We start from the raw sequence: 17,180 nt of genomic DNA on the forward strand, positions 1-17,180 counted from the left end.
ACCATCGGCCAAACAAACAATGCAGGTATCTCGGTGACCACAGAAACAAAACGCCCGCTTACCCTTCGTGATGTCTCGGAAGCGTCCGGAGTATCCGAAATGACCGTTAGCCGGGTGCTACGTAATCGCGGGGATGTGTCGGATGCCACCCGTACCCGTGTTTTGGCCGCCGCAAAAGAGCTGGGATATGTGCCCAACAAGATCGCGGGAGCATTGGCGTCAAGCCGGGTGAATCTGGTCGCTGTGATCATCCCGTCATTGTCAAATATGGTCTTCCCCGAAGTTCTAACCGGTATCAATCAGGTGCTGGAAGATACTGAACTGCAGCCGGTGGTTGGCGTCACGGACTATCTGCCAGAAAAAGAAGAAAAAGTGCTGTACGAGATGCTCTCGTGGCGGCCCTCAGGCGTGATCATTGCCGGGCTTGAGCATACCGAAGCCGCGCGCGCTATGCTGGATTCGGCTGGCATACCAGTGGTCGAGATCATGGATACCGATGGCAAACCGGTGGATGCGATGGTGGGAATCTCTCACCGCCGCGCCGGGCGCGAAATGGCGCAGGCAATCCTGAAGGCGGGCTATGAGCATATCGGGTTTATGGGCACCAAGATGCCGTTGGACCACCGTGCCCGTAAACGGTTCGAAGGCTTCACCGAAGTATTGGGCAAGCACGGGATCGAGATTGAGGACCGTGAATTTTATTCGGGTGGCTCAGCGCTGGCCAAGGGGCGCGAGATGACACAAGCGATGCTTGAACGCTCGCCCGAGTTGGATTTTCTGTATTATTCCAACGATATGATCGGCGCAGGTGGGCTGCTGTATTTGCTGGATCAAGGGATTGATGTGCCCGGTCAGATCGGATTGGCCGGATTCAACAATGTGGAGCTGCTGCAGGGGCTACCACGCAAGCTGGCCACGATGGATGCCTGCCGGACCGAGATTGGGCGCACCGCGGCCGAGATCATTGCGGCGAAGCTGGCCGATCCGGATTCCGAGGTTGAAACCCGCGTTACCCTAACCCCAAAGATCAGCTACGGCGACACGCTGAAACGGCGATAACTCCCGATGGCGCAGCAACGTCTGGACAACCGCGCGGCGCGGGCGCTGTTCATGGATCGGCACGCGCTTTTGGAACAGCCTACTGGAAGTTCCAAAGGCGATGACTTGTTACAGCTGATCCATCGTTTAGGGTTTGTCCAGCTCGACAGTATCAACACCGTCGCCCGCGCGCATGACATGATCCTATATGCGCGTAAGCCCAGCTATCGTTCGCGCTACCTCAAGCAGCTCTACGAACGCGACCGCGCGCTGTTTGAGCATTGGACGCACGATGCGGCGGTGATCCCAATGGAATTCTATCGCCATTGGCATCTGCGGTTCCTGCGCGATGCCGACATGTTGAAAGCCCGCTGGAAGAACTGGCGGCGTGACGGGTTTGAGCAAAAGTTCGAAACCGTCCTACAACATATCCGCGACCATGGTCCGGTTGGCTCGTCCGATGTGGGAAAAGACGAGAAAAAGGGATCTGGCGGTTGGTGGGACTGGCATCCATCCAAGACCGCGCTGGAATATCTCTGGCGATCCGGCGCGCTGACCGTGGTTGGACGCGATGGGTTTCAGAAACGCTATGACCTGACAGAGCGGGTTATAGAAACTCAACTTTGCCCCGGCAATTTGCACTGCGACGCAAATGAAACTGTGGATTGGTTGTGTAACGCCGCACTCGACCGGCTGGGGTTCGCCACATCGGGAGAGCTTGCCGCATTCTGGGATACGGTAAGTGCTGCCGAGGCAAAATCCTGGTGCCAACAGGCTCTAACACAGGGTGAAATCGAAGAGATCTGCGTCGAATGCGCAGACGGGCGGGAACGAAAAGTGTTCGCCCGCCCCGGTCTATGTGAACACGCTACAGAGCTGCCCGATGCGCCGGGCCGGATCAGAGTTCTCAGCCCTTTTGACCCTATGTTGCGTGACCGGAACCGGGCCGAGCGGTTGTTCGGATTCCACTATCGGATCGAGGTGTTCGTACCCGAACCCAAGCGTACCTACGGCTATTATGTCTTTCCGTTGCTTGAAGGGCACCGGTTGATCGGACGCATCGACATGAAGGCCCAGCGAGACCGTGGACTGTTGCAAGTCCGATCCGTATGGCCAGAACGGTCGGTGCGTTGGTCTGACGCAAGAACCCGCCGCCTGCAGGCCGAATTGGACCGGGTACGGCGATTTGCGGAACTGGACGGGGTGGAATTTGAAAAGGATTGGCTGAAAGATCCTAAATAGAACCCAATTTTTCGATCAGGAAACCTTGTTCCTCAATCAGTAGGCGCAGCTCGTTCAGCGAAACATGGGGCGCCCTGCCCGATGTATCTAGCTGCGCATTTGCCCGCCCATACAAAGCCTCGCGACTGGCCAATATGTTCTTGAGCTGTTCCATCGCCTTGGGATTTCCGGCCATCGGGCGTTCGTCGCCTTGGGCGCGCACGCGGTCCATATGCTCGGTCGGTGACGCGCGCAGCCAGATGGTGTGAAACCGGCCAAGCAGGGTAGCATAGGTCGAAGGCTCTGATACGATCCCGCCCGCGACTGCCAGCACGACCCGATCATGCTCTGCAATCACCCGATCCAGCGCCTGCGCTTCCAGATTGCGATATCCGTCTTGCCCGTAGAACGCCATCACTTCAGACATGGGCATGCCGGCCATCTCTTCAATCATGGCTGTGAGCTCAACAAACGGCAGTCTTTGTGCAGCGGCCAGCATAGCGCCAAGAGTTGACTTACCCGCTCCGCGTAATCCAATCAGACAAACCCGATGCGCACGTGCATCCTCATCTGGGTGAGGTTGCAATGCACGCCTGACGCTTTCTTTGACGTCGTCGCTGGCTTGTCGGAAAAGCTCAACTATGTGCAAAGCATCCGAATCCCACGGATCATCTTCACCAATCAACCATTCGGCTTTGTAATCCAGTGCCTGTGCGACACGGTGCAACACGCCGATCGAGATGTTGCCCTCACCCGCCTCAAGCTGCGCCAAATAGCGTGGGGAAACGCCCGAGTACTCAGACAGGATCCGGCGCGGGATGCCTCGCATTTGACGCGCCCGGCGTACACGCGCGCCCACTCGTTCGCTCAAATCCTGCTTTGCAATATGTGCAGGCGGTGCCGGTTCTGGCGGTTTGGGCCCATCCATCTGCATTGAACCGTTTGTTAAAGGTAAGGATGAGGCTACGACGCGAACCATCTACGGGCAACGAATATTACCTTCTCCGCCCACAATGCTTATCGTTTGGGGCCTTATACGAGGTCTGAACGACGGCAAACAGCTTGGTTAGAGCCTGTTCTGAGCATTGCGCTCAGCCTTCTAGCTGGTGAAGCTCTACCAGAAGGTCCAGCAACTTCTCGTGCTGCTCTGCCCCGAGCAAAGAGCGGGTGTGTTCCGCCAGCTCCAACATTTCCGCCAGATTTGCGTCGATAATTTGCAACCCGTTCTCGCTGATTTCGACAATCTGTCGGCGGCGGTCTTTGGTATCCGGCCGCCTCATGATCAGCTTGCTGTCTTCCAGCTTTTTCAGAATGCGCGTCAGGCTGGGCAACAAGAGGCAGGCGCGCTCGGCGATCTGAGTAGGCTCCTGAGGTCCTTCTTCCTGTAAAACGCGCAGAACGCGCCATTGTTGCTCGGTGACGCCAGCATCCGTTAGCACACCACGAATAGGCCCCATCACCCTTTCCCGAGCGCGCAACAGCGCTATCGGCAATGATCGGGACGTCTGTGGTAAGTTCTTTGACATATGGAATTTTCGCGCAATTCCAAATATTTCGCAATAGAACGTTGGTTGTGGTTGAGTTTCGTTGACTGGACTTTACTTAACTTGTTTAGCATATGATACTGACAAAAAGGCTACCGAGGCGGATAAGATGAAATGGAATGAATTCTCCGATTGGGGCAAGAAGGTTGCCGAGTGGACGCAAGACTATCACCTGACGGTGGGCGACAAGCCCGTGCGCGCCCGGACCGAGCCGGGCGATATCCTGAACGCTCTGCCCGCGCATCCCCCTGAGCAGGGCGAGCCGATCGAGGACATCTTTCATGATTTCGAACAAATCGTGATGCCCGGCATTACCCATTGGCAACACCCTCGGTTCTTCGCCTACTTCAATTCAAACGCCTCGGCCCCGTCTGTTCTGGCCGAGTTCCTGGCCAGCGCCATCGCGCCGCAATGTATGCTGTGGCAGACCTCGCCCGCCGCAACCGAGATGGAAACACGAATGATGGACTGGCTGCGCGAAGCGTTGGACCTGCCCAAAGGGTTTGCCGGGGTTATTCAGGATTCGGCGTCATCTGCAACATTGGCGGCTGTGCTGACCATGCGCGAGAAGGCTATGAACTGGCAGGGCAACACGCAGGGGCTGTTCGGTCAAAAGCCACTGCGCATTTATTGCTCTTCCGAGGTTCATACCTCAATCGACCGCGCAATCTGGGTTGCGGGGATCGGACAGGACAATCTGGTGCGCATCCCCGTGCAAGGTGATTGGCGTGGAATGAACCCCGAGGCGCTTGAAGCAGCGATACAATCAGATTTAGAGTCTGGTTTCCACTCGGCGGGCGTGATCCTTTGTGTTGGAGGGACCGGAACCGGGGCAACTGATCCAGTGGATCGCTGCCTTGCGATCGCACAGAAATACGGCCTTTATAGCCATGTCGATGCAGCCTGGGCGGGGTCGGCGATGATCTGCCCCGAATATCGTCACTACTGGCCGGGGATCGATCAGGCCGACAGCATTGTATTCAATCCCCATAAGTGGCTGGGCGTGCAATTCGATTGCTGTGCGCATTTCCTGAAAAACCCCGATGATCTGGTCCGCACGCTTGCGATCAGCCCGGAATATCTGAAAACCCACGGCAAGGACGGGATCATCAATTACTCGGAATGGTCGGTGCCATTGGGACGTCGGTTCCGCGCGCTGAAACTGTGGTTCGTCATCCGCACTTATGGGCTGGAGGGGCTGCGCGAACGGCTGCGGAATCACGTCAATTGGTCGCGCGCGCTGCATGACCGTCTAGCAGCAGAACCGGATTTTCGGATCGTGACGCCTCCAATGTGGTCTCTTTGGACCTTCCGATACGAGCCGGATGGGGCCGACGATCTGGATGATCTGAACCTGCGGCTGGTGAATGCAATCAATGATGATGGGCGGATCTACCTGACACAGACCCGCGTGGATGGCGATCTGGTCATCCGCTTTCAGGCCGGTCAGTTTGAAACCACAGAACAGGACGTGATGATGGCCTATGACGTGATCACTGAAATCGCTCGAGGGCTTTAGGCCCTCATTGACGCTGCAGCCTGAGCGTATCCCCCCGAGGCCCCGTCAACAAAGTGCACATGGTCGTCGCGCATGGCCGAGGGAACAAAGCAGGTCATCATCGCCTCTTGCTGGGCGTGCATGCCATATCTGATTTTGCCTTTTGTTTGCGCGTCTTCCAGCATCTGAGTGAGCTTTTCCAACGTGCTCGAGTCACAATCCAGCGTCATTTTCAGACCGTCATCAAACTTTCGGAAATCAGCGTTGCGACTGACCATCTCTTTGTAATGCTTGGGTTCGAATTGACCCAGGCGCATCCCGGTTTTGAACAACAAGCCGATCAACATATTCCCGATCATCAAGCGTGTTTTCTGCATCAGAAGATTCCGACCCGCGCGTGAGACATGGGCATCGATATCGACGCCGGGCGGAGGGAAACTCATCGGAGGTCCTTTGGCCGGAACCGGGTGACCAGCGCGTTCTAGCCCTTCGGCGACGGACAGGATGGATTGAGTCAGGGCGGCGAATTCAGCCTCATTAGACTCTGATGTAGGCTGAATAACCAGTGAAACGATCTGACCAACCCTCGCTGGACTGTTGGACCAACGACAAGATAGGCCGGTCAGATCGGGCTGCGCGTCAGGTCCGGCTGGTTGCACAACAAGTTGCCCGGATTTCATCTGAGCCTCGGCCCAGGCCAGTCCCCCGCCGGTAAACATCGCATAGTCAACGCCGGTGGACGGCGCAAAGCGAGCAACACGCAGATCACGTCCAGCGGCGCGGATGTCGGCCACCGAAACCAGCGCCGCGCGCAAAGTGATGGCGAATTCCGTTTCGGCCCAGCTTTGCAGTGTTGCCAGCGTATCCCGCGCGATCTCGGCATCCTCACCCGATACGGCGAATCCAGCACCATCACCACCGAAGACATACGGAAATATGCGCCCACCCAGCGCATTGATCATGCCTGAAATCACGGCCGCCCCCACCATGTTGACGGTCTTGTACCGGCCCCGCGCGATTTCACCGGTCGAATCTACGATATCGGCGACGCCCAGAACCCATGTCTCTGGCAAAGGTGTGAACTGCGCGGGGTCACTGAGGCTGAGGAAATTGTCCGAAATGGGGACGGAGTCATAAAATACAGAGTCTGAGGGGGTCATAACACACTCGGGAAATCCAAAATCTTCCGTGATGATAGCTCAATTGTGAAGAATGTCCGCCCCAATCGATTCAATCATGGCACTTGTGCCGATCAACGCGGCGTGCCAAGCATCGGGGCGAGGCAGCTAGACAATAGGTCAAGAAATGCAGGCAGGTTTGGTGATCTTGTGTCTGGCCTATGTACTCAGCCAGTTTTTCCGCGCTTTTCTGGCAGTTTTGAGCACCGATCTGGGACGCGATATCGGCGCAACACCCGAAGACCTCGCCTTTGCTTCAGGTCTTTGGTTTCTAATCTTTGCGGCGATGCAGATCCCGGTGGGCTGGGCACTGGACCGCGTCGGTCCTCGGCGCAGTTCTGCGGTGCTGCTGCTGATCGGCGGGGCTGGCGGGGCTGGCTTGTTCGCGGTCGCAACGACCCCGTTCCATGTGGCGCTCGCCATGGCGTTGATCGGGGTAGGATGCTCGCCGGTTCTGATGGCATCCTACTATATCTTTGCACGAGAGTTTCCACCTGCCAAATTCGCCACGCTCGCCGCCGTGATGCTGGGCGTGGGATCTGTCGGCAATCTGGTCGCCTCATACCCCACGGCGCTGGCGGTCGAGCTGATGGGCTGGCGCGCTACGCTGGCCGGTCTGGCGATTATCTCTGCTGCGGTGGCTGCGGGGATCTGGCTGACGGTGCATGACCCTGAAAAGGTAAAAACCGAGCAAAAAGGATCACTTCTGGACCTGCTGAAAGAACCTGCACTTTGGGCCATTCTGCCTCTCATGCTTGTGTCTTATGCGCCATCGGGTGCGATCCGAGGTCTTTGGGCCGGGCCGTATTTGAATGACGTGTTCGCGCTCAGCACCGCTCAGATCGGGACGGCTACGTTGATCATGGGGGCCGCGATGATCGCGGGAACCTTCGCCTATGGGCCGCTGGACCGTATGCTGGGCACCCGGAAATGGGTGATCCTGGGCGGTAACGTGTTAGGGGCCACGACGCTCGGCCTGTTGTGCCTGTGGGTCGACAGCGGCGTTTGGGTCTCGGTGCTGCTGTTGGCAGTGATCGGCTTTCTGGGCGCCAGTTTTCCGGTGATCATGGCCCATGGCCGGGCCTTCGTGCCGCCGCATCTGGTCGGGCGGGGCGTGACCCTGCTGAACCTTTTTGGCGTCGGCGGCGTCGGTCTGGCGCAATTTGCCACCGGGCGCATCCATGCGGCCAGCGCCGGGATCAGCCCTTCCGCACCTTATACGGCGATCTTCGGATTTTTCGCAGTCACCCTTGCCATTGGCTGTGTGATCTATCTATTCAGTCGGGACAGCGTGGACTGAAACCGGAGACCGCCCGTGCAGGACATTGAGGTGATTGCACCCAATCTGAAGCATTCTCTGTCGGGCGTGACAACGACGGTGATCCGACTGCTGCCAATCCAGCAGAAAATGATCGGCATCCGTGCCACCGGTCCCGGCCTGCCGCCAGATTTGCCCCATATCAGACTCTGGAAACTTTTGTTTCTGTCCAATCGAAAACGCGTCTGGCATGCACGCCGGAATACCGAGATGTTGATGGGTCTGGTCTTGCGTTCGGTGCTTCGGCGCAACTACAAACTGCTATTTACCTCAGCCGCGCAACGTGATCATTCCGGGTTCACCAAGCGGCTGATTTCGAAAATGGACGCGTTGATCGCGACGACGCCTCAGGCCGCTTCCTTTCTGGAGCATCCCGCTACTGTCATCATGCATGGCGTCAACACCGAGCTGTTTCACCCAGCCGAGGACAAAAGCGCCCTGCGCCAAAAACTTGGCCTGCCAGACGGGCTGCTGATCGGGTGTTTTGGCCGTATCCGCCCTCAGAAAGGGGTCGACTTGTTGGTCGATGCCGCCCTGAAGGTGCTGCCTAATCACCCCGATGCGCATGTGATCTTCACCGGGCGTACCACCAACGAATTTGAGGCGTTTCAGGCTGAGCAGGAGCAAAAGCTGCAGGAAGCCGGGCTGGGCAACCGCGTTCATTTTCTGGGTGAGCGCCCTTGGGATGAGATCGTCGAGACCTATCGCGCGCTCGATCTGTTCGTTGCGCCCGCACGACACGAAGGGTTCGGCCTTACACCGCTTGAAGCGATGGCCTCGGGCGTGCCCGCCATAGCCAGTCACGGGGTCGGAGCGTTCAGTGCGCAAATCAAGGATGGTGAGACCGGAAGACTGGTCGAGAAAGACAATGCCCCTGCACTGGCCGACGCGCTGGAGGATATGCTGCAGGACCGCGCTGCGCTGGCCGCTGCGGGACTAGCCGCGCGCGCCCATGTCGAGCAGAATTTTCGAATCGAAGGCGAAGCGAGGGCGATTGTCGAGGTTTATCGATCCTTGCTGAAACAACCCTGAACGGTACTGAACTGTGTCAAATCGGTGTGACGGGGTGAAATAAGCCGAAACCCCTCTTTTTTCTTTGCCGCAACGCGGCTATGAACGCGCGTCCTTAACTTTGGAGACATGAAATGGGCTATCGCGTCGTAGTCGTCGGCGCCACGGGCAACGTGGGCCGCGAAATGCTGAACATCCTGGCGGAACGCCAGTTCCCTGTCGATGAACTTGCTGCTCTGGCAAGCCGTCGTTCGCTGGGTACTGAGGTGACCTTTGGCGACAAGACGCTCACTACCAAAGATCTGGACACATTCGATTTCACTGGTTGGGACATGGCGCTGTTTGCCGTGGGTTCCGAGGCCACAAAGGTTTACGCCCCCAAGGCGGCGGCGGCTGGCTGCGTGGTGATCGATAACAGCTCGCTCTATCGCTATGACCCGGACATTCCGCTGATCGTGCCGGAATGTAACCCCGAGGCGATCCACGACTATAAAAACAAAAACATCATTGCCAACCCAAACTGCTCGACCGCGCAGATGGTGGTCGCGCTGAAGCCGCTGCATGACCGTGCACGCATTAAGCGCGTGGTCGTCTCGACCTATCAATCGGTGTCGGGAGCCGGCAAGGAAGGCATGGACGAGCTTTGGGATCAGACCAAGGCCATCTACAACCCGACGACCGAGGTTGAGCCGAAGAAGTTCCAGAAACAGATCGCCTTCAACGTCATCCCTCAAATCGACGTCTTCATGGAAGACGGCTCGACCAAGGAAGAGTGGAAGATGGTTGTCGAGACCAAAAAGATCGTCGATCCGTCGATCAAGGTCACCGCAACCTGCGTTCGCGTTCCGGTATTCGTCGGCCACTCCGAGGCGGTGAATATCGAGTTCGAAGAGTTCCTCGACGAAGACGAAGCCCGCGACATCCTGCGCGAAGCACCGGGCATCATGGTAATCGACAAGCGTGAAGCCGGTGGTTACGTCTCGCCCATCGAATGCGCGGGCGACTTCGCCACCTTCATCAGCCGTATCCGTCAGGACTCGACTATCGAGAACGGCCTGAACCTGTGGTGCGTGTCCGACAACCTGCGCAAAGGCGCGGCGTTGAACGCTGTTCAAATTGCAGAATTGCTGGGCCGTGAAGTTCTGAAGAAGGGGTAACCTTCGCCAGTTGGTTGTGACTCTATTAAACCCCGCTGCACCGCCAGTGGGGTTTATTATTTTGTGGACGGGCAGAGATGGCAATATTGCGGGGCAAAGCCGCCTTGTGCATGCGTTGCCATTGCCTATCCAGCACCAGTTGGTCAGCCACCGATCTGGGACATTGTCGCTTTTACCGCATAGTATCTTTGAGAGTTTGGGGGATGCGTCCCCAGAAAGCGATCACCAGGATCAGGAACTCGTGCGAAGTACAGCGCACCTTTGAGTGGATCATAACCCGCTTTGTAGGCTATTACCGTGCCTAGTCGATCAGCTTCCAATTCAAAGTTTTTTGAATAGCTGCGCCCACCAACAAAGGCTCCAATGTCTTGTGCTGCGGCAATGTCATTCGGCCCTGACCCCGCAATTGTTGCTAGACCGGCCAAAAGCACCGCACCAGCCGCCGCATTTTGGGCCTGTCGCGCCAAATGCCCTTGAATGTGGTGAGCGGCCTCATGCGCCATAACAAATGCAAGTTCGTCAGTGTTGTTTACATTCCGTATCAGCGCTTGAGTCATTGTGATAACGGGGCGCCCCGACTTACTTAAACTCTGATACGCGTTTGAGGGTGCTTTTTTGTCTGGATCAATGCGGATCAAAAAATCACAATTCACATTCGTAGTGCGGCGGCGGCATTCGCGTTCTGCCACAGGTTCTATTCGTGAGGCGACCTGACGGAACCTTATTTGTGCCTGTTGTGAACTGACGGGCGCGCTCGCGCGACCGGGGTTTGGAATAGGTGCTGATGGAGGAGTGGTGGTTGAAGCGCATCCCGCTAATGCCAAAACAGCTAACATCAATACCGTTCGCCTCATAAACACACCTTTCCAAATGTTCAGAGCATCAAAATCGAATCTGTGGCTTTCGAGAAACCAACTTGCACATTCGAACCTACGGTCTTCACGATTTGATATTCAATAACAGACGGGTTGTCGGTGGTCGCCCCGATTAAGCTGTCGTCAAAATGGTAGGCACTACAAATGGCATTGAAGCGAAGGACCAAACGATCCACGCCCCGTTCTGTATGGGCTTGAACCGAGTTGAACACCGCGTCAGCGGAGGTTATTTGCGCTGCACGATGGCTTGATCCCAGCCTCCTGCGCGGCAAAGGGACTGCTATGGGCGCACGTACATTTCAACAATCGTTTCTGGTATGGCCTCAAAGCAGTCATCAGAGAGATGCCTCCTGCCTGATCCTTCACCCCTGTCCCTCAACCAGCGTCTTCAAATTCTCCAACCCGCGCTCGTAATCTCCGCCGACCCAATTGTCCATCATTAGGCCCATCCAGCGGGACATGGGGTTCATACCAAGGTCGGATACGAATCCCCAGGTAACCTGTGTGCCTGATCCTTCTGGCCGCAACTGGAACGAGGCGGTGGCTGTCCCCATCGGGCCAAAATCCAGTGCGGTTTGCACGGACTGATCCGGGGTGCTCTCGGTGATTTCCTGCGAACCGGTTCCCACCTGCGGGTTGTCCGAGGCCCAGTTCAGCGTGTTTCCGACACCCGCTTCCGGGCCACTATAGCTCAGCTTGGTTTCGGGGTCTCGGGACAGCCAGGGGGACCATTTCTCGGTCTCCTGCATCGAATTCACATAGGGAAAGATCGCCGAGGCTGGTGCATCGATTGTGATGCTGCGGGACACCTCGGCCTGACCAGGCAAAAGATATGATACTCCGACAAGCGCCAGAATGATCACCAGTAGGGTGACGAGAATACGTTTAATCAACTTCATGAGCTCGATCCGATTCTGAAAACATCATCGGAAACATATCAAAAAATCGACGTAATTTCAGAGGCCCGATCGTATGACCCGCAGGATCAGGCCGGTGGCTGGTAAGGCAGCGACGAATGGTGCAGCACGATGCGAAGCACTCCGTCAGCGTCTTTTTTGTAGCCGAAGCTTTTGTCGACTTGCGTGATGTTACCTTGGCTATCCGTCAGAATGACCTTGCCCATCCACATGGCGACATCGCCTTCGACGAAGCTGGCCGATGTCTCACTTGCCATTTCGCGCCAACCCTTGATTCCGAAACCGCCATCAAGCGGAAATTCGGCATCGTGACCGACAAAATAGGCCAGTGCACCGTGGCGAGTCGGGCGAAAGGTTTGATCTCCGGACGCCATAGTTGGTTTGAACAGGACCGGACCCAGATTATAGCCGTATGCCGCATCCAGAACACCCTCGGCAACGGAACGGGCCGCATCGATCCCACCGTCTTCAAAAGCTTTGGAGATCGCAATCAACCCATCGCCCCAGGCGGTACGGGCAGCGGCCAGCTCGTCAGTGGTAATCGGCATGATCCTGTCCTTCTCTGTCCGGTTTCTATGGTACTGGCAGCAAGTGAGCGTCAACGCAAGAGGTGTGACCGGACTCTCGCCCGGTTTTGCCCACAGAACCGCGTGGAAGCCTGAATTCTCAGAAAATTCGACCCATTCTTTTGAACCGGTGCAAGGTTTTGCAAAGTATTTGCCGCCAATCTCTGACAGTGCCGTGGGGGCATTTCAATTGGGGTGAATGTGGTGGACAAGATTATCACACTGGAACAGAAAGAACCCGTGCGTCTGGACCCGGACCGCCTGAGCAGCCTGTACAATCAGCTTGGCGACACCAACGCGATGGACGTGCTGTGCCGCACGGTTGAAGAACTGGCGTTGCGGCTGTCGAATTGTGAACGGTTTTGGCGGCAACGCGATTGGGCCGGGCTGCGCAAATGCGCAAAATCTCTCGTAGCCATATCCGAGCAAATCGGCATGACAGCACTGGCACGTGTGGCAGGCGATGTAGCCTGTACTGTCGACGCTGGCGATGCGGTCGCGACAGGGGCGACTCTGAGCCGCCTGATCCGGGTGGGCGAGCGATCGCTGACTGCCGTCTGGGACCAACAAGATCTATCTGTCTGAGAGGGGGTTGCGAGTGCGCCGCAGACAGATAGTCTGGGCGAAAATCCAACCAGCCGAGACACGCATGACCCTGTCCTTCGCCCCTGCCTCCGACCCATCGCTGCCACTACATGTGTTAGAGCAATCAGATTTTGAAAGCTGGCTGACCGATCAGCCGGATCATATCCGAGCTTGGGTTGCGGCCGATGGGTTTTCCGGAGCTCTGGGTCAAACACTTCTGGTGCCCGGCACAGATGGTAATCCGCAGTTTGCCATGGCGGGATATGGCAGCGCGGCAAAACGGGTACGCAAGCGATTTCCGCTAGCCGCTGCCGCAGAATCGCTGCCCAAGGGCACCTATCATATCGCCTCGGGCGTTCCCGCAGATGTGCTTGAGGCTGAATGCCTGGGCTGGCTGATGACGGGATATGCCTTTGATCGCTATGCAGCGCAAAGCCCGGCTAACGCCACGCTGATCGCGCCCGAGGGCGTAGATGCCCGGCGGATCGAAATCATGGCCAATGCCGAGGCATTGACACGGGATCTGGTCAACACACCCGCTTCGGACATGGGCCCGGTGCAATTACAACACGCGGTTGAGGCACTGGCACGGGAACACGGCGCAGACATCTCGGTCATCACAGGCGATGCGTTGCTGGAACAGAATTTTCCGATGATCCACGCGGTGGGGCGTGCTGCCGAACAGGCCCCGCGTCTGATCGAGATGAACTGGGGCGATCAAGGGCCAAAACTAACATTAGTTGGGAAAGGGGTCTGTTTCGATACCGGCGGCCTGAATCTGAAACCCGGTGCTTCGATGGGGTTGATGAAAAAAGATATGGGCGGAGCGGCCAATGTGCTGGGTCTGGCCCGTATGATCATGGCGCTGGATCTGAAGGTGCAATTACGGGTCCTGATCCCGGCGGTCGAAAACGCAGTAGCGGGCAATGCTTTCCGCCCCGGCGACATCCTGACGGCGCGTAATGGGCTAACGGTTGAGATCAACAACACTGATGCCGAGGGTCGGTTGGTGCTGGCCGATGCCCTTGCTCTGGCGCATGAAGGGGCACCAAACCTGCTCATCTCGATGGCCACTTTGACTGGCGCGGCCCGGGTTGCATTGGGCGCTGATCTGGCCCCGTTTTATACCGATGACGACAAAGCCGCGGACGTGCTGGCGCGTGCTGGCCGGGCTGCCGCTGATCCGGTCTGGCGTATGCCTTTTCATGACCCCTATGAAGCGATGATCGAACCCGGCATCGCTAACCTCGACAATGCGCCTTCTGGTGGATTTGCAGGCTCTATCACCGCGGCACTGTTCCTGCGCCGGTTCGCTGCCGAAAGTCGCTATATGCATTTTGACATCTATTCGTGGCAACGCAGTAAGGAACCCGGTCGCAGCAAGGGTGGTTTGGGCCAAGGCCCGCGTGCCCTCCTGGGGGCTTTGCCAGAGATCCTTGGCCTATGACTCAGGCGCGCATCATTCAACCGGTCATAGACCTGCTACGCCACCCTGACGGTCCGCGCGACCGGCAATTGTTGTTCGGCGACACGGTCACTGTTTTGGACGACCAAAACGGCTGGAGCAAGACCTCAGCCAGCAAGGACGGCTATACCGGATGGGTGGCGACGGACCATCTGGGACCAATTGAGCCACAGACTCACTGGATCGTCGCCGCTTCGACCCATGCCTATGAGAAGCCCGATATAAAAAGCCGCGATCTGACCTCTCTTAGCTTTGGCAGTAAAATCAGGGCTCTGTCTGAGGAGGGCGGATTTCTGGAAACGCCAATCGGGTTCATTCCGGGGGTGCATGCCGTGCCCGCCTATTCCCTGCTGACCGATCCCGTTTCCGCGGCCGAACTTTTTCTCGGCACCCCTTATCTTTGGGGTGGTAACAGTCGATTCGGGCTGGATTGCTCGGGCCTCGTACAGCTCGCACTGCTCGCCTGCGGCGTTCCTTGTCCCGGAGACAGCGGCGATCAGGAACGCGAAGTTGGTGGATCGGTGCCCGAGGGCGATCCCGCACGGCGCGGAGACTTGCTGTTCTGGAAAGGCCATGTTGCCTGGGTTGCCGCCGAAAACCTTCTACTTCACGCCAACGCCTATCACATGGCCGTTGCGCTCGAACCGATGGATCAGGCGATTGCCCGGATCGCCGCCCAGGGTGACGGGCCGGTTACAGCGCATAAAAGGCTCTAATCTAGGTCAACGGCCCGGATAAGCTTGCGTTCCAGAACCCTCAGAACCGCGCGCAGATCGTGCCCGCGCTTCAATATACGCCCATCCATGCCGACCACGGAATACATGCCCTGACGTAGCCGCAGGCGCGGGTGCTTCTCGACCCTGTAAATGGGATGTTCCGCCGTGCGCCGAAAGATCGAAAACACCGCCATATCCCGCAGGTTCGAGATTCCGTAGTCGCGCCATTCACCGGCAGCAACCATTCGGCCATAAACAGACAGGATTTGAGACATCTCGCGCCGGTCAAACGCGACCGGCATCTGGGCAGAGCCGGACCCGAACCGGCTGGGAGGCTGCATGTTCATATGACAAGCCTTGCCGGAAATCGCCGTCGAATCAAGCCCACTGGCATCAAGGTGTTGTATTTTTGGATCGCCCGCCCGCTATCTGCGCCCAACCTGACGGCAAATCAGGATCACCGGCAGCAACCCGACAGCCAGAATAACCAGCGACGGAACCGCTGCACCTTCAAGCCTCTCATCCGAGGCCAGACGATAGGCCTGCACTGCTAGAGTGTCGAAGTTAAAAGGCCGCATGATCAGGGTCGCGGGCAGCTCTTTCATCACATCCACAAAGACAATCAACAGTGCCGTTAGCAGCGAAGGCGTAAGGATCGGCAGATGCACCCGGCGCAGCGTTCCTAACGGGGTTTGACCCAGCGACCGCGCGGCGGCATCCATATTGGCGTGAACCGTACTCTGCCCACCCTCATAGGCGCTGAGCGCGGCGGCCAGAAAGCGCACCATATAGGCCGCGATCAGCAACCAGATGGATCCCGTGACCAGCAATCCGGTCGAGATATCAAAGGTCTGGCGCATCCACGCATCCAGTGCGTTGTCGAATCCCGCAAAGGGGACGATCAGCCCCACGGCTATCACGCCACCCGGCACCGCATAACCCAACCGCGCCACATAAGCCGCCATTGCGGCCCCGCGTCCGGGGCGCAGGCGTTGGAAGAATCCTATCGAAATCGCCGCGCTGACGGTGATAACCGCCGCAGTCCCCGCCAGTGTCAGCGAGTTCTGTATGAACCCGATATATCGGCGCGACAGCAGGTTCTGCTCGGATTCCAACCCCATCTGCACCAGGATAACCACAGGCAGAAGGAATCCGAACAGGACGGGAATTGCGCATAGCAGAAATGCCGCAAGTGATTGCCATCCCTTGAGTTGCGCCGCTGGCAGACCTGCGTGGCGCTTGCCTGCCTGATAGTATTTGGCTTTGCCGCGCTGTGTCCGCTCGGCCACGGCCATGACAAGCGCAAAACCCAACAGACAAAGGGCGAGTTGCGCCGCAGCAGCGCGATCAGCCATGGAAAACCAGCTTGTGTAGATGCCAGTGGCAAAAGTCTGCACTCCGAAATAGGCGACTGTGCCGAAATCGGCGATGGTTTCCATAACCGCCAGCAAGACGCCCCCCGCAATCGCCGGGCGTGCCATCGGCAGGGATACGCGCCAAAAGGCATGCCAAGGGCCGTTGCCCAGCGCCCGGGCCGCCAGAAAGGCCGTGGCGCTTTGCTGCAGAAACGCCGCGCGCGCCAGCAAATAGACATAGGGATACAACACCAGGATCAACATCACCGCCGCACCCTCGGTCGAGCGAATCTCGGGGAACCAATAGTCGCGCGGGCCCCAGCCGGTCACATCCCGCAGCGTGGTCTGAACGATTCCGGGGTGATCCAGAATGAAGGTATAGGCATAGGCCAGCACATAAGCCGGAAAGGCCAGCGGCAGGACCAGAGCGATTTCCAGCCACCGCACTCCGGGAAAGCGGGTCATCGTGACCAGCCACGCAGCGCCGACGCCAATCGAAAACGTCCCTGCTGCGACCAGCACCACCAGGATCACCGTGGTCAGCGCATAGCCAGGCAAAACAGTCTCTAACAAATGGGAAATTGTGTCGGTGCCACCGGTCACCGCCGCCAGAACAACCGCCACCATTGGCAACAGACAGGCGGCTGCCACGACATAGGCAATGCCGCCCACAAAGCGTGTGCCTAGTGCGCCGCGATTATGCGTTCCGTGTTCTGAATATTCGACTTCGGCCATG

Annotated in this window: 17 protein-coding genes; 9 read left to right on the forward strand and 8 right to left on the reverse strand. The window is 57.6% G+C overall.

The window, feature by feature from the left end:
- Window positions 1-33 precede the first annotated feature (33 nt).
- Window positions 34-1,059, forward strand: a complete 1,026-nt coding sequence (locus tag ACR0A1_RS18895; protein ID WP_170399205.1) for a LacI family DNA-binding transcriptional regulator — start codon at window positions 34-36, stop codon at window positions 1,057-1,059.
- A gap of 6 nt (window positions 1,060-1,065) precedes the next feature.
- Window positions 1,066-2,280: a winged helix-turn-helix domain-containing protein gene (locus ACR0A1_RS18900; RefSeq protein WP_480868801.1), complete on the forward strand. Its 1,215-nt coding sequence runs from the start codon at window positions 1,066-1,068 to the stop codon at window positions 2,278-2,280.
- Here ACR0A1_RS18900 and ACR0A1_RS18905 read toward each other — a convergent pair.
- Window positions 2,273-3,238 (reverse strand): helix-turn-helix transcriptional regulator, encoded by a 966-nt coding sequence (locus ACR0A1_RS18905; protein WP_480868803.1) that lies wholly within the window; start codon window positions 3,236-3,238, stop codon window positions 2,273-2,275. The two genes, ACR0A1_RS18900 and ACR0A1_RS18905, sit on opposite strands and share 8 nt — an antisense overlap.
- 112 nt (window positions 3,239-3,350) lie before the next feature.
- A complete protein-coding gene (gene hpaR / locus ACR0A1_RS18910) occupies window positions 3,351-3,785 on the reverse strand; it encodes a homoprotocatechuate degradation operon regulator HpaR (protein ID WP_170408752.1) in 435 nt (144 codons plus the stop codon).
- Window positions 3,786-3,912: 127 nt separating this feature from the next.
- On the opposite strand from hpaR, the gene ACR0A1_RS18915 reads away from it, so the two are divergent.
- Window positions 3,913-5,322: a pyridoxal phosphate-dependent decarboxylase family protein gene (locus tag ACR0A1_RS18915; RefSeq protein ID WP_480868804.1), complete on the forward strand. Its 1,410-nt coding sequence runs from the start codon at window positions 3,913-3,915 to the stop codon at window positions 5,320-5,322.
- Here the strand turns inward: ACR0A1_RS18915 and ACR0A1_RS18920 are convergent.
- Window positions 5,319-6,461: a DUF3095 domain-containing protein gene (locus tag ACR0A1_RS18920; RefSeq protein ID WP_170515219.1), complete on the reverse strand. Its 1,143-nt coding sequence runs from the start codon at window positions 6,459-6,461 to the stop codon at window positions 5,319-5,321. The two genes, ACR0A1_RS18915 and ACR0A1_RS18920, sit on opposite strands and share 4 nt — an antisense overlap.
- Before the next feature lie 145 nt (window positions 6,462-6,606).
- Between ACR0A1_RS18920 and ACR0A1_RS18925 the strand changes: the two genes are divergently transcribed.
- The 3 genes from ACR0A1_RS18925 (at window position 6,607) to ACR0A1_RS18935 (ending at window position 9,965) form a co-directional block, all read left to right on the forward strand.
- Window positions 6,607-7,779 (forward strand): MFS transporter, encoded by a 1,173-nt coding sequence (locus ACR0A1_RS18925; RefSeq protein WP_480868806.1) that lies wholly within the window; start codon window positions 6,607-6,609, stop codon window positions 7,777-7,779.
- Between the two features lie 15 nt (window positions 7,780-7,794).
- Complete coding sequence (locus tag ACR0A1_RS18930; RefSeq protein WP_480868808.1) at window positions 7,795-8,829, forward strand: glycosyltransferase family 4 protein; 1,035 nt, start codon at window positions 7,795-7,797, stop codon at window positions 8,827-8,829.
- Between the two features lie 113 nt (window positions 8,830-8,942).
- The gene (locus tag ACR0A1_RS18935; RefSeq protein ID WP_170515209.1) at window positions 8,943-9,965 is read left to right on the forward strand and encodes an aspartate-semialdehyde dehydrogenase; all 1,023 of its coding nucleotides are present in this window, start codon (window positions 8,943-8,945) and stop codon (window positions 9,963-9,965) included.
- Between the two features lie 143 nt (window positions 9,966-10,108).
- On the opposite strand, the gene ACR0A1_RS18940 is transcribed toward ACR0A1_RS18935, so the two are convergent.
- The 3 genes from ACR0A1_RS18940 to ACR0A1_RS18950 form a co-directional block, all read right to left on the reverse strand.
- The gene (locus ACR0A1_RS18940; RefSeq protein ID WP_480868811.1) at window positions 10,109-10,801 is read right to left on the reverse strand and encodes a M48 family metalloprotease; all 693 of its coding nucleotides are present in this window, start codon (window positions 10,799-10,801) and stop codon (window positions 10,109-10,111) included.
- Window positions 10,802-11,202: 401 nt separating this feature from the next.
- A complete protein-coding gene (locus ACR0A1_RS18945; RefSeq protein ID WP_170408759.1) occupies window positions 11,203-11,739 on the reverse strand; it encodes an SRPBCC family protein in 537 nt (178 codons plus the stop codon).
- Between the two features lie 86 nt (window positions 11,740-11,825).
- Window positions 11,826-12,305, reverse strand: a complete 480-nt coding sequence (locus ACR0A1_RS18950) for a phosphoribosyl-AMP cyclohydrolase (RefSeq protein WP_170399250.1) — start codon at window positions 12,303-12,305, stop codon at window positions 11,826-11,828.
- Between the two features lie 213 nt (window positions 12,306-12,518).
- Between ACR0A1_RS18950 and ACR0A1_RS18955 the strand changes: the two genes are divergently transcribed.
- From ACR0A1_RS18955 to ACR0A1_RS18965, 3 genes are all read left to right on the forward strand, one after another.
- Window positions 12,519-12,908, forward strand: coding sequence for a hypothetical protein (locus ACR0A1_RS18955; protein WP_170399254.1), 390 nt, complete (start codon window positions 12,519-12,521; stop codon window positions 12,906-12,908).
- A 64-nt stretch (window positions 12,909-12,972) separates the two neighbouring features.
- Window positions 12,973-14,355: a M17 family metallopeptidase gene (locus ACR0A1_RS18960; RefSeq protein ID WP_170567321.1), complete on the forward strand. Its 1,383-nt coding sequence runs from the start codon at window positions 12,973-12,975 to the stop codon at window positions 14,353-14,355.
- Window positions 14,352-15,089 (forward strand): C40 family peptidase, encoded by a 738-nt coding sequence (locus ACR0A1_RS18965; RefSeq protein WP_480763841.1) that lies wholly within the window; start codon window positions 14,352-14,354, stop codon window positions 15,087-15,089. The genes ACR0A1_RS18960 and ACR0A1_RS18965 overlap by 4 nt, the downstream gene beginning before the upstream one ends.
- Here the strand turns inward: ACR0A1_RS18965 and ACR0A1_RS18970 are convergent.
- Both ACR0A1_RS18970 and ACR0A1_RS18975 read right to left on the reverse strand, forming a co-directional pair.
- Window positions 15,086-15,436, reverse strand: coding sequence for a DUF2794 domain-containing protein (locus tag ACR0A1_RS18970; protein ID WP_170399260.1), 351 nt, complete (start codon window positions 15,434-15,436; stop codon window positions 15,086-15,088). The genes ACR0A1_RS18965 and ACR0A1_RS18970 overlap by 4 nt on opposite strands.
- A gap of 78 nt (window positions 15,437-15,514) precedes the next feature.
- A complete protein-coding gene (locus ACR0A1_RS18975) occupies window positions 15,515-17,179 on the reverse strand; it encodes an ABC transporter permease (RefSeq protein ID WP_170627006.1) in 1,665 nt (554 codons plus the stop codon).
- Between the last annotated feature and the right edge of the window lies 1 nt (window position 17,180).

It is taken from the genome of Ruegeria sp. D6, from assembly GCF_056534365.1.

Excerpts from the sequence above, each read along its gene's own strand:
- ACR0A1_RS18920 (WP_170515219.1), bottom strand. The coding sequence starts at position 6,461 with ATGACCCCCTCAGACTCTGTATTTTATGACTCCGTCCCCATTTCGGAC.
- ACR0A1_RS18945 (WP_170408759.1), bottom strand. The coding sequence starts at position 11,739 with ATGAAGTTGATTAAACGTATTCTCGTCACCCTACTGGTGATCATTCTG.
- ACR0A1_RS18965 (WP_480763841.1), top strand. The coding sequence starts at position 14,352 with ATGACTCAGGCGCGCATCATTCAACCGGTCATAGACCTGCTACGCCAC.
- ACR0A1_RS18975 (WP_170627006.1), bottom strand. The coding sequence starts at position 17,179 with ATGGCCGAAGTCGAATATTCAGAACACGGAACGCATAATCGCGGCGCA.
- hpaR (WP_170408752.1), bottom strand. The coding sequence starts at position 3,785 with ATGTCAAAGAACTTACCACAGACGTCCCGATCATTGCCGATAGCGCTG.
- ACR0A1_RS18970 (WP_170399260.1), bottom strand. The coding sequence starts at position 15,436 with ATGAACATGCAGCCTCCCAGCCGGTTCGGGTCCGGCTCTGCCCAGATG.
- ACR0A1_RS18900 (WP_480868801.1), top strand. The coding sequence starts at position 1,066 with ATGGCGCAGCAACGTCTGGACAACCGCGCGGCGCGGGCGCTGTTCATG.
- ACR0A1_RS18950 (WP_170399250.1), bottom strand. The coding sequence starts at position 12,305 with ATGCCGATTACCACTGACGAGCTGGCCGCTGCCCGTACCGCCTGGGGC.
- ACR0A1_RS18960 (WP_170567321.1), top strand. The coding sequence starts at position 12,973 with ATGACCCTGTCCTTCGCCCCTGCCTCCGACCCATCGCTGCCACTACAT.
- ACR0A1_RS18925 (WP_480868806.1), top strand. The coding sequence starts at position 6,607 with ATGCAGGCAGGTTTGGTGATCTTGTGTCTGGCCTATGTACTCAGCCAG.
- ACR0A1_RS18940 (WP_480868811.1), bottom strand. The coding sequence starts at position 10,801 with ATGTTAGCTGTTTTGGCATTAGCGGGATGCGCTTCAACCACCACTCCT.
- ACR0A1_RS18915 (WP_480868804.1), top strand. The coding sequence starts at position 3,913 with ATGAAATGGAATGAATTCTCCGATTGGGGCAAGAAGGTTGCCGAGTGG.
- ACR0A1_RS18905 (WP_480868803.1), bottom strand. The coding sequence starts at position 3,238 with ATGGTTCGCGTCGTAGCCTCATCCTTACCTTTAACAAACGGTTCAATG.
- ACR0A1_RS18935 (WP_170515209.1), top strand. The coding sequence starts at position 8,943 with ATGGGCTATCGCGTCGTAGTCGTCGGCGCCACGGGCAACGTGGGCCGC.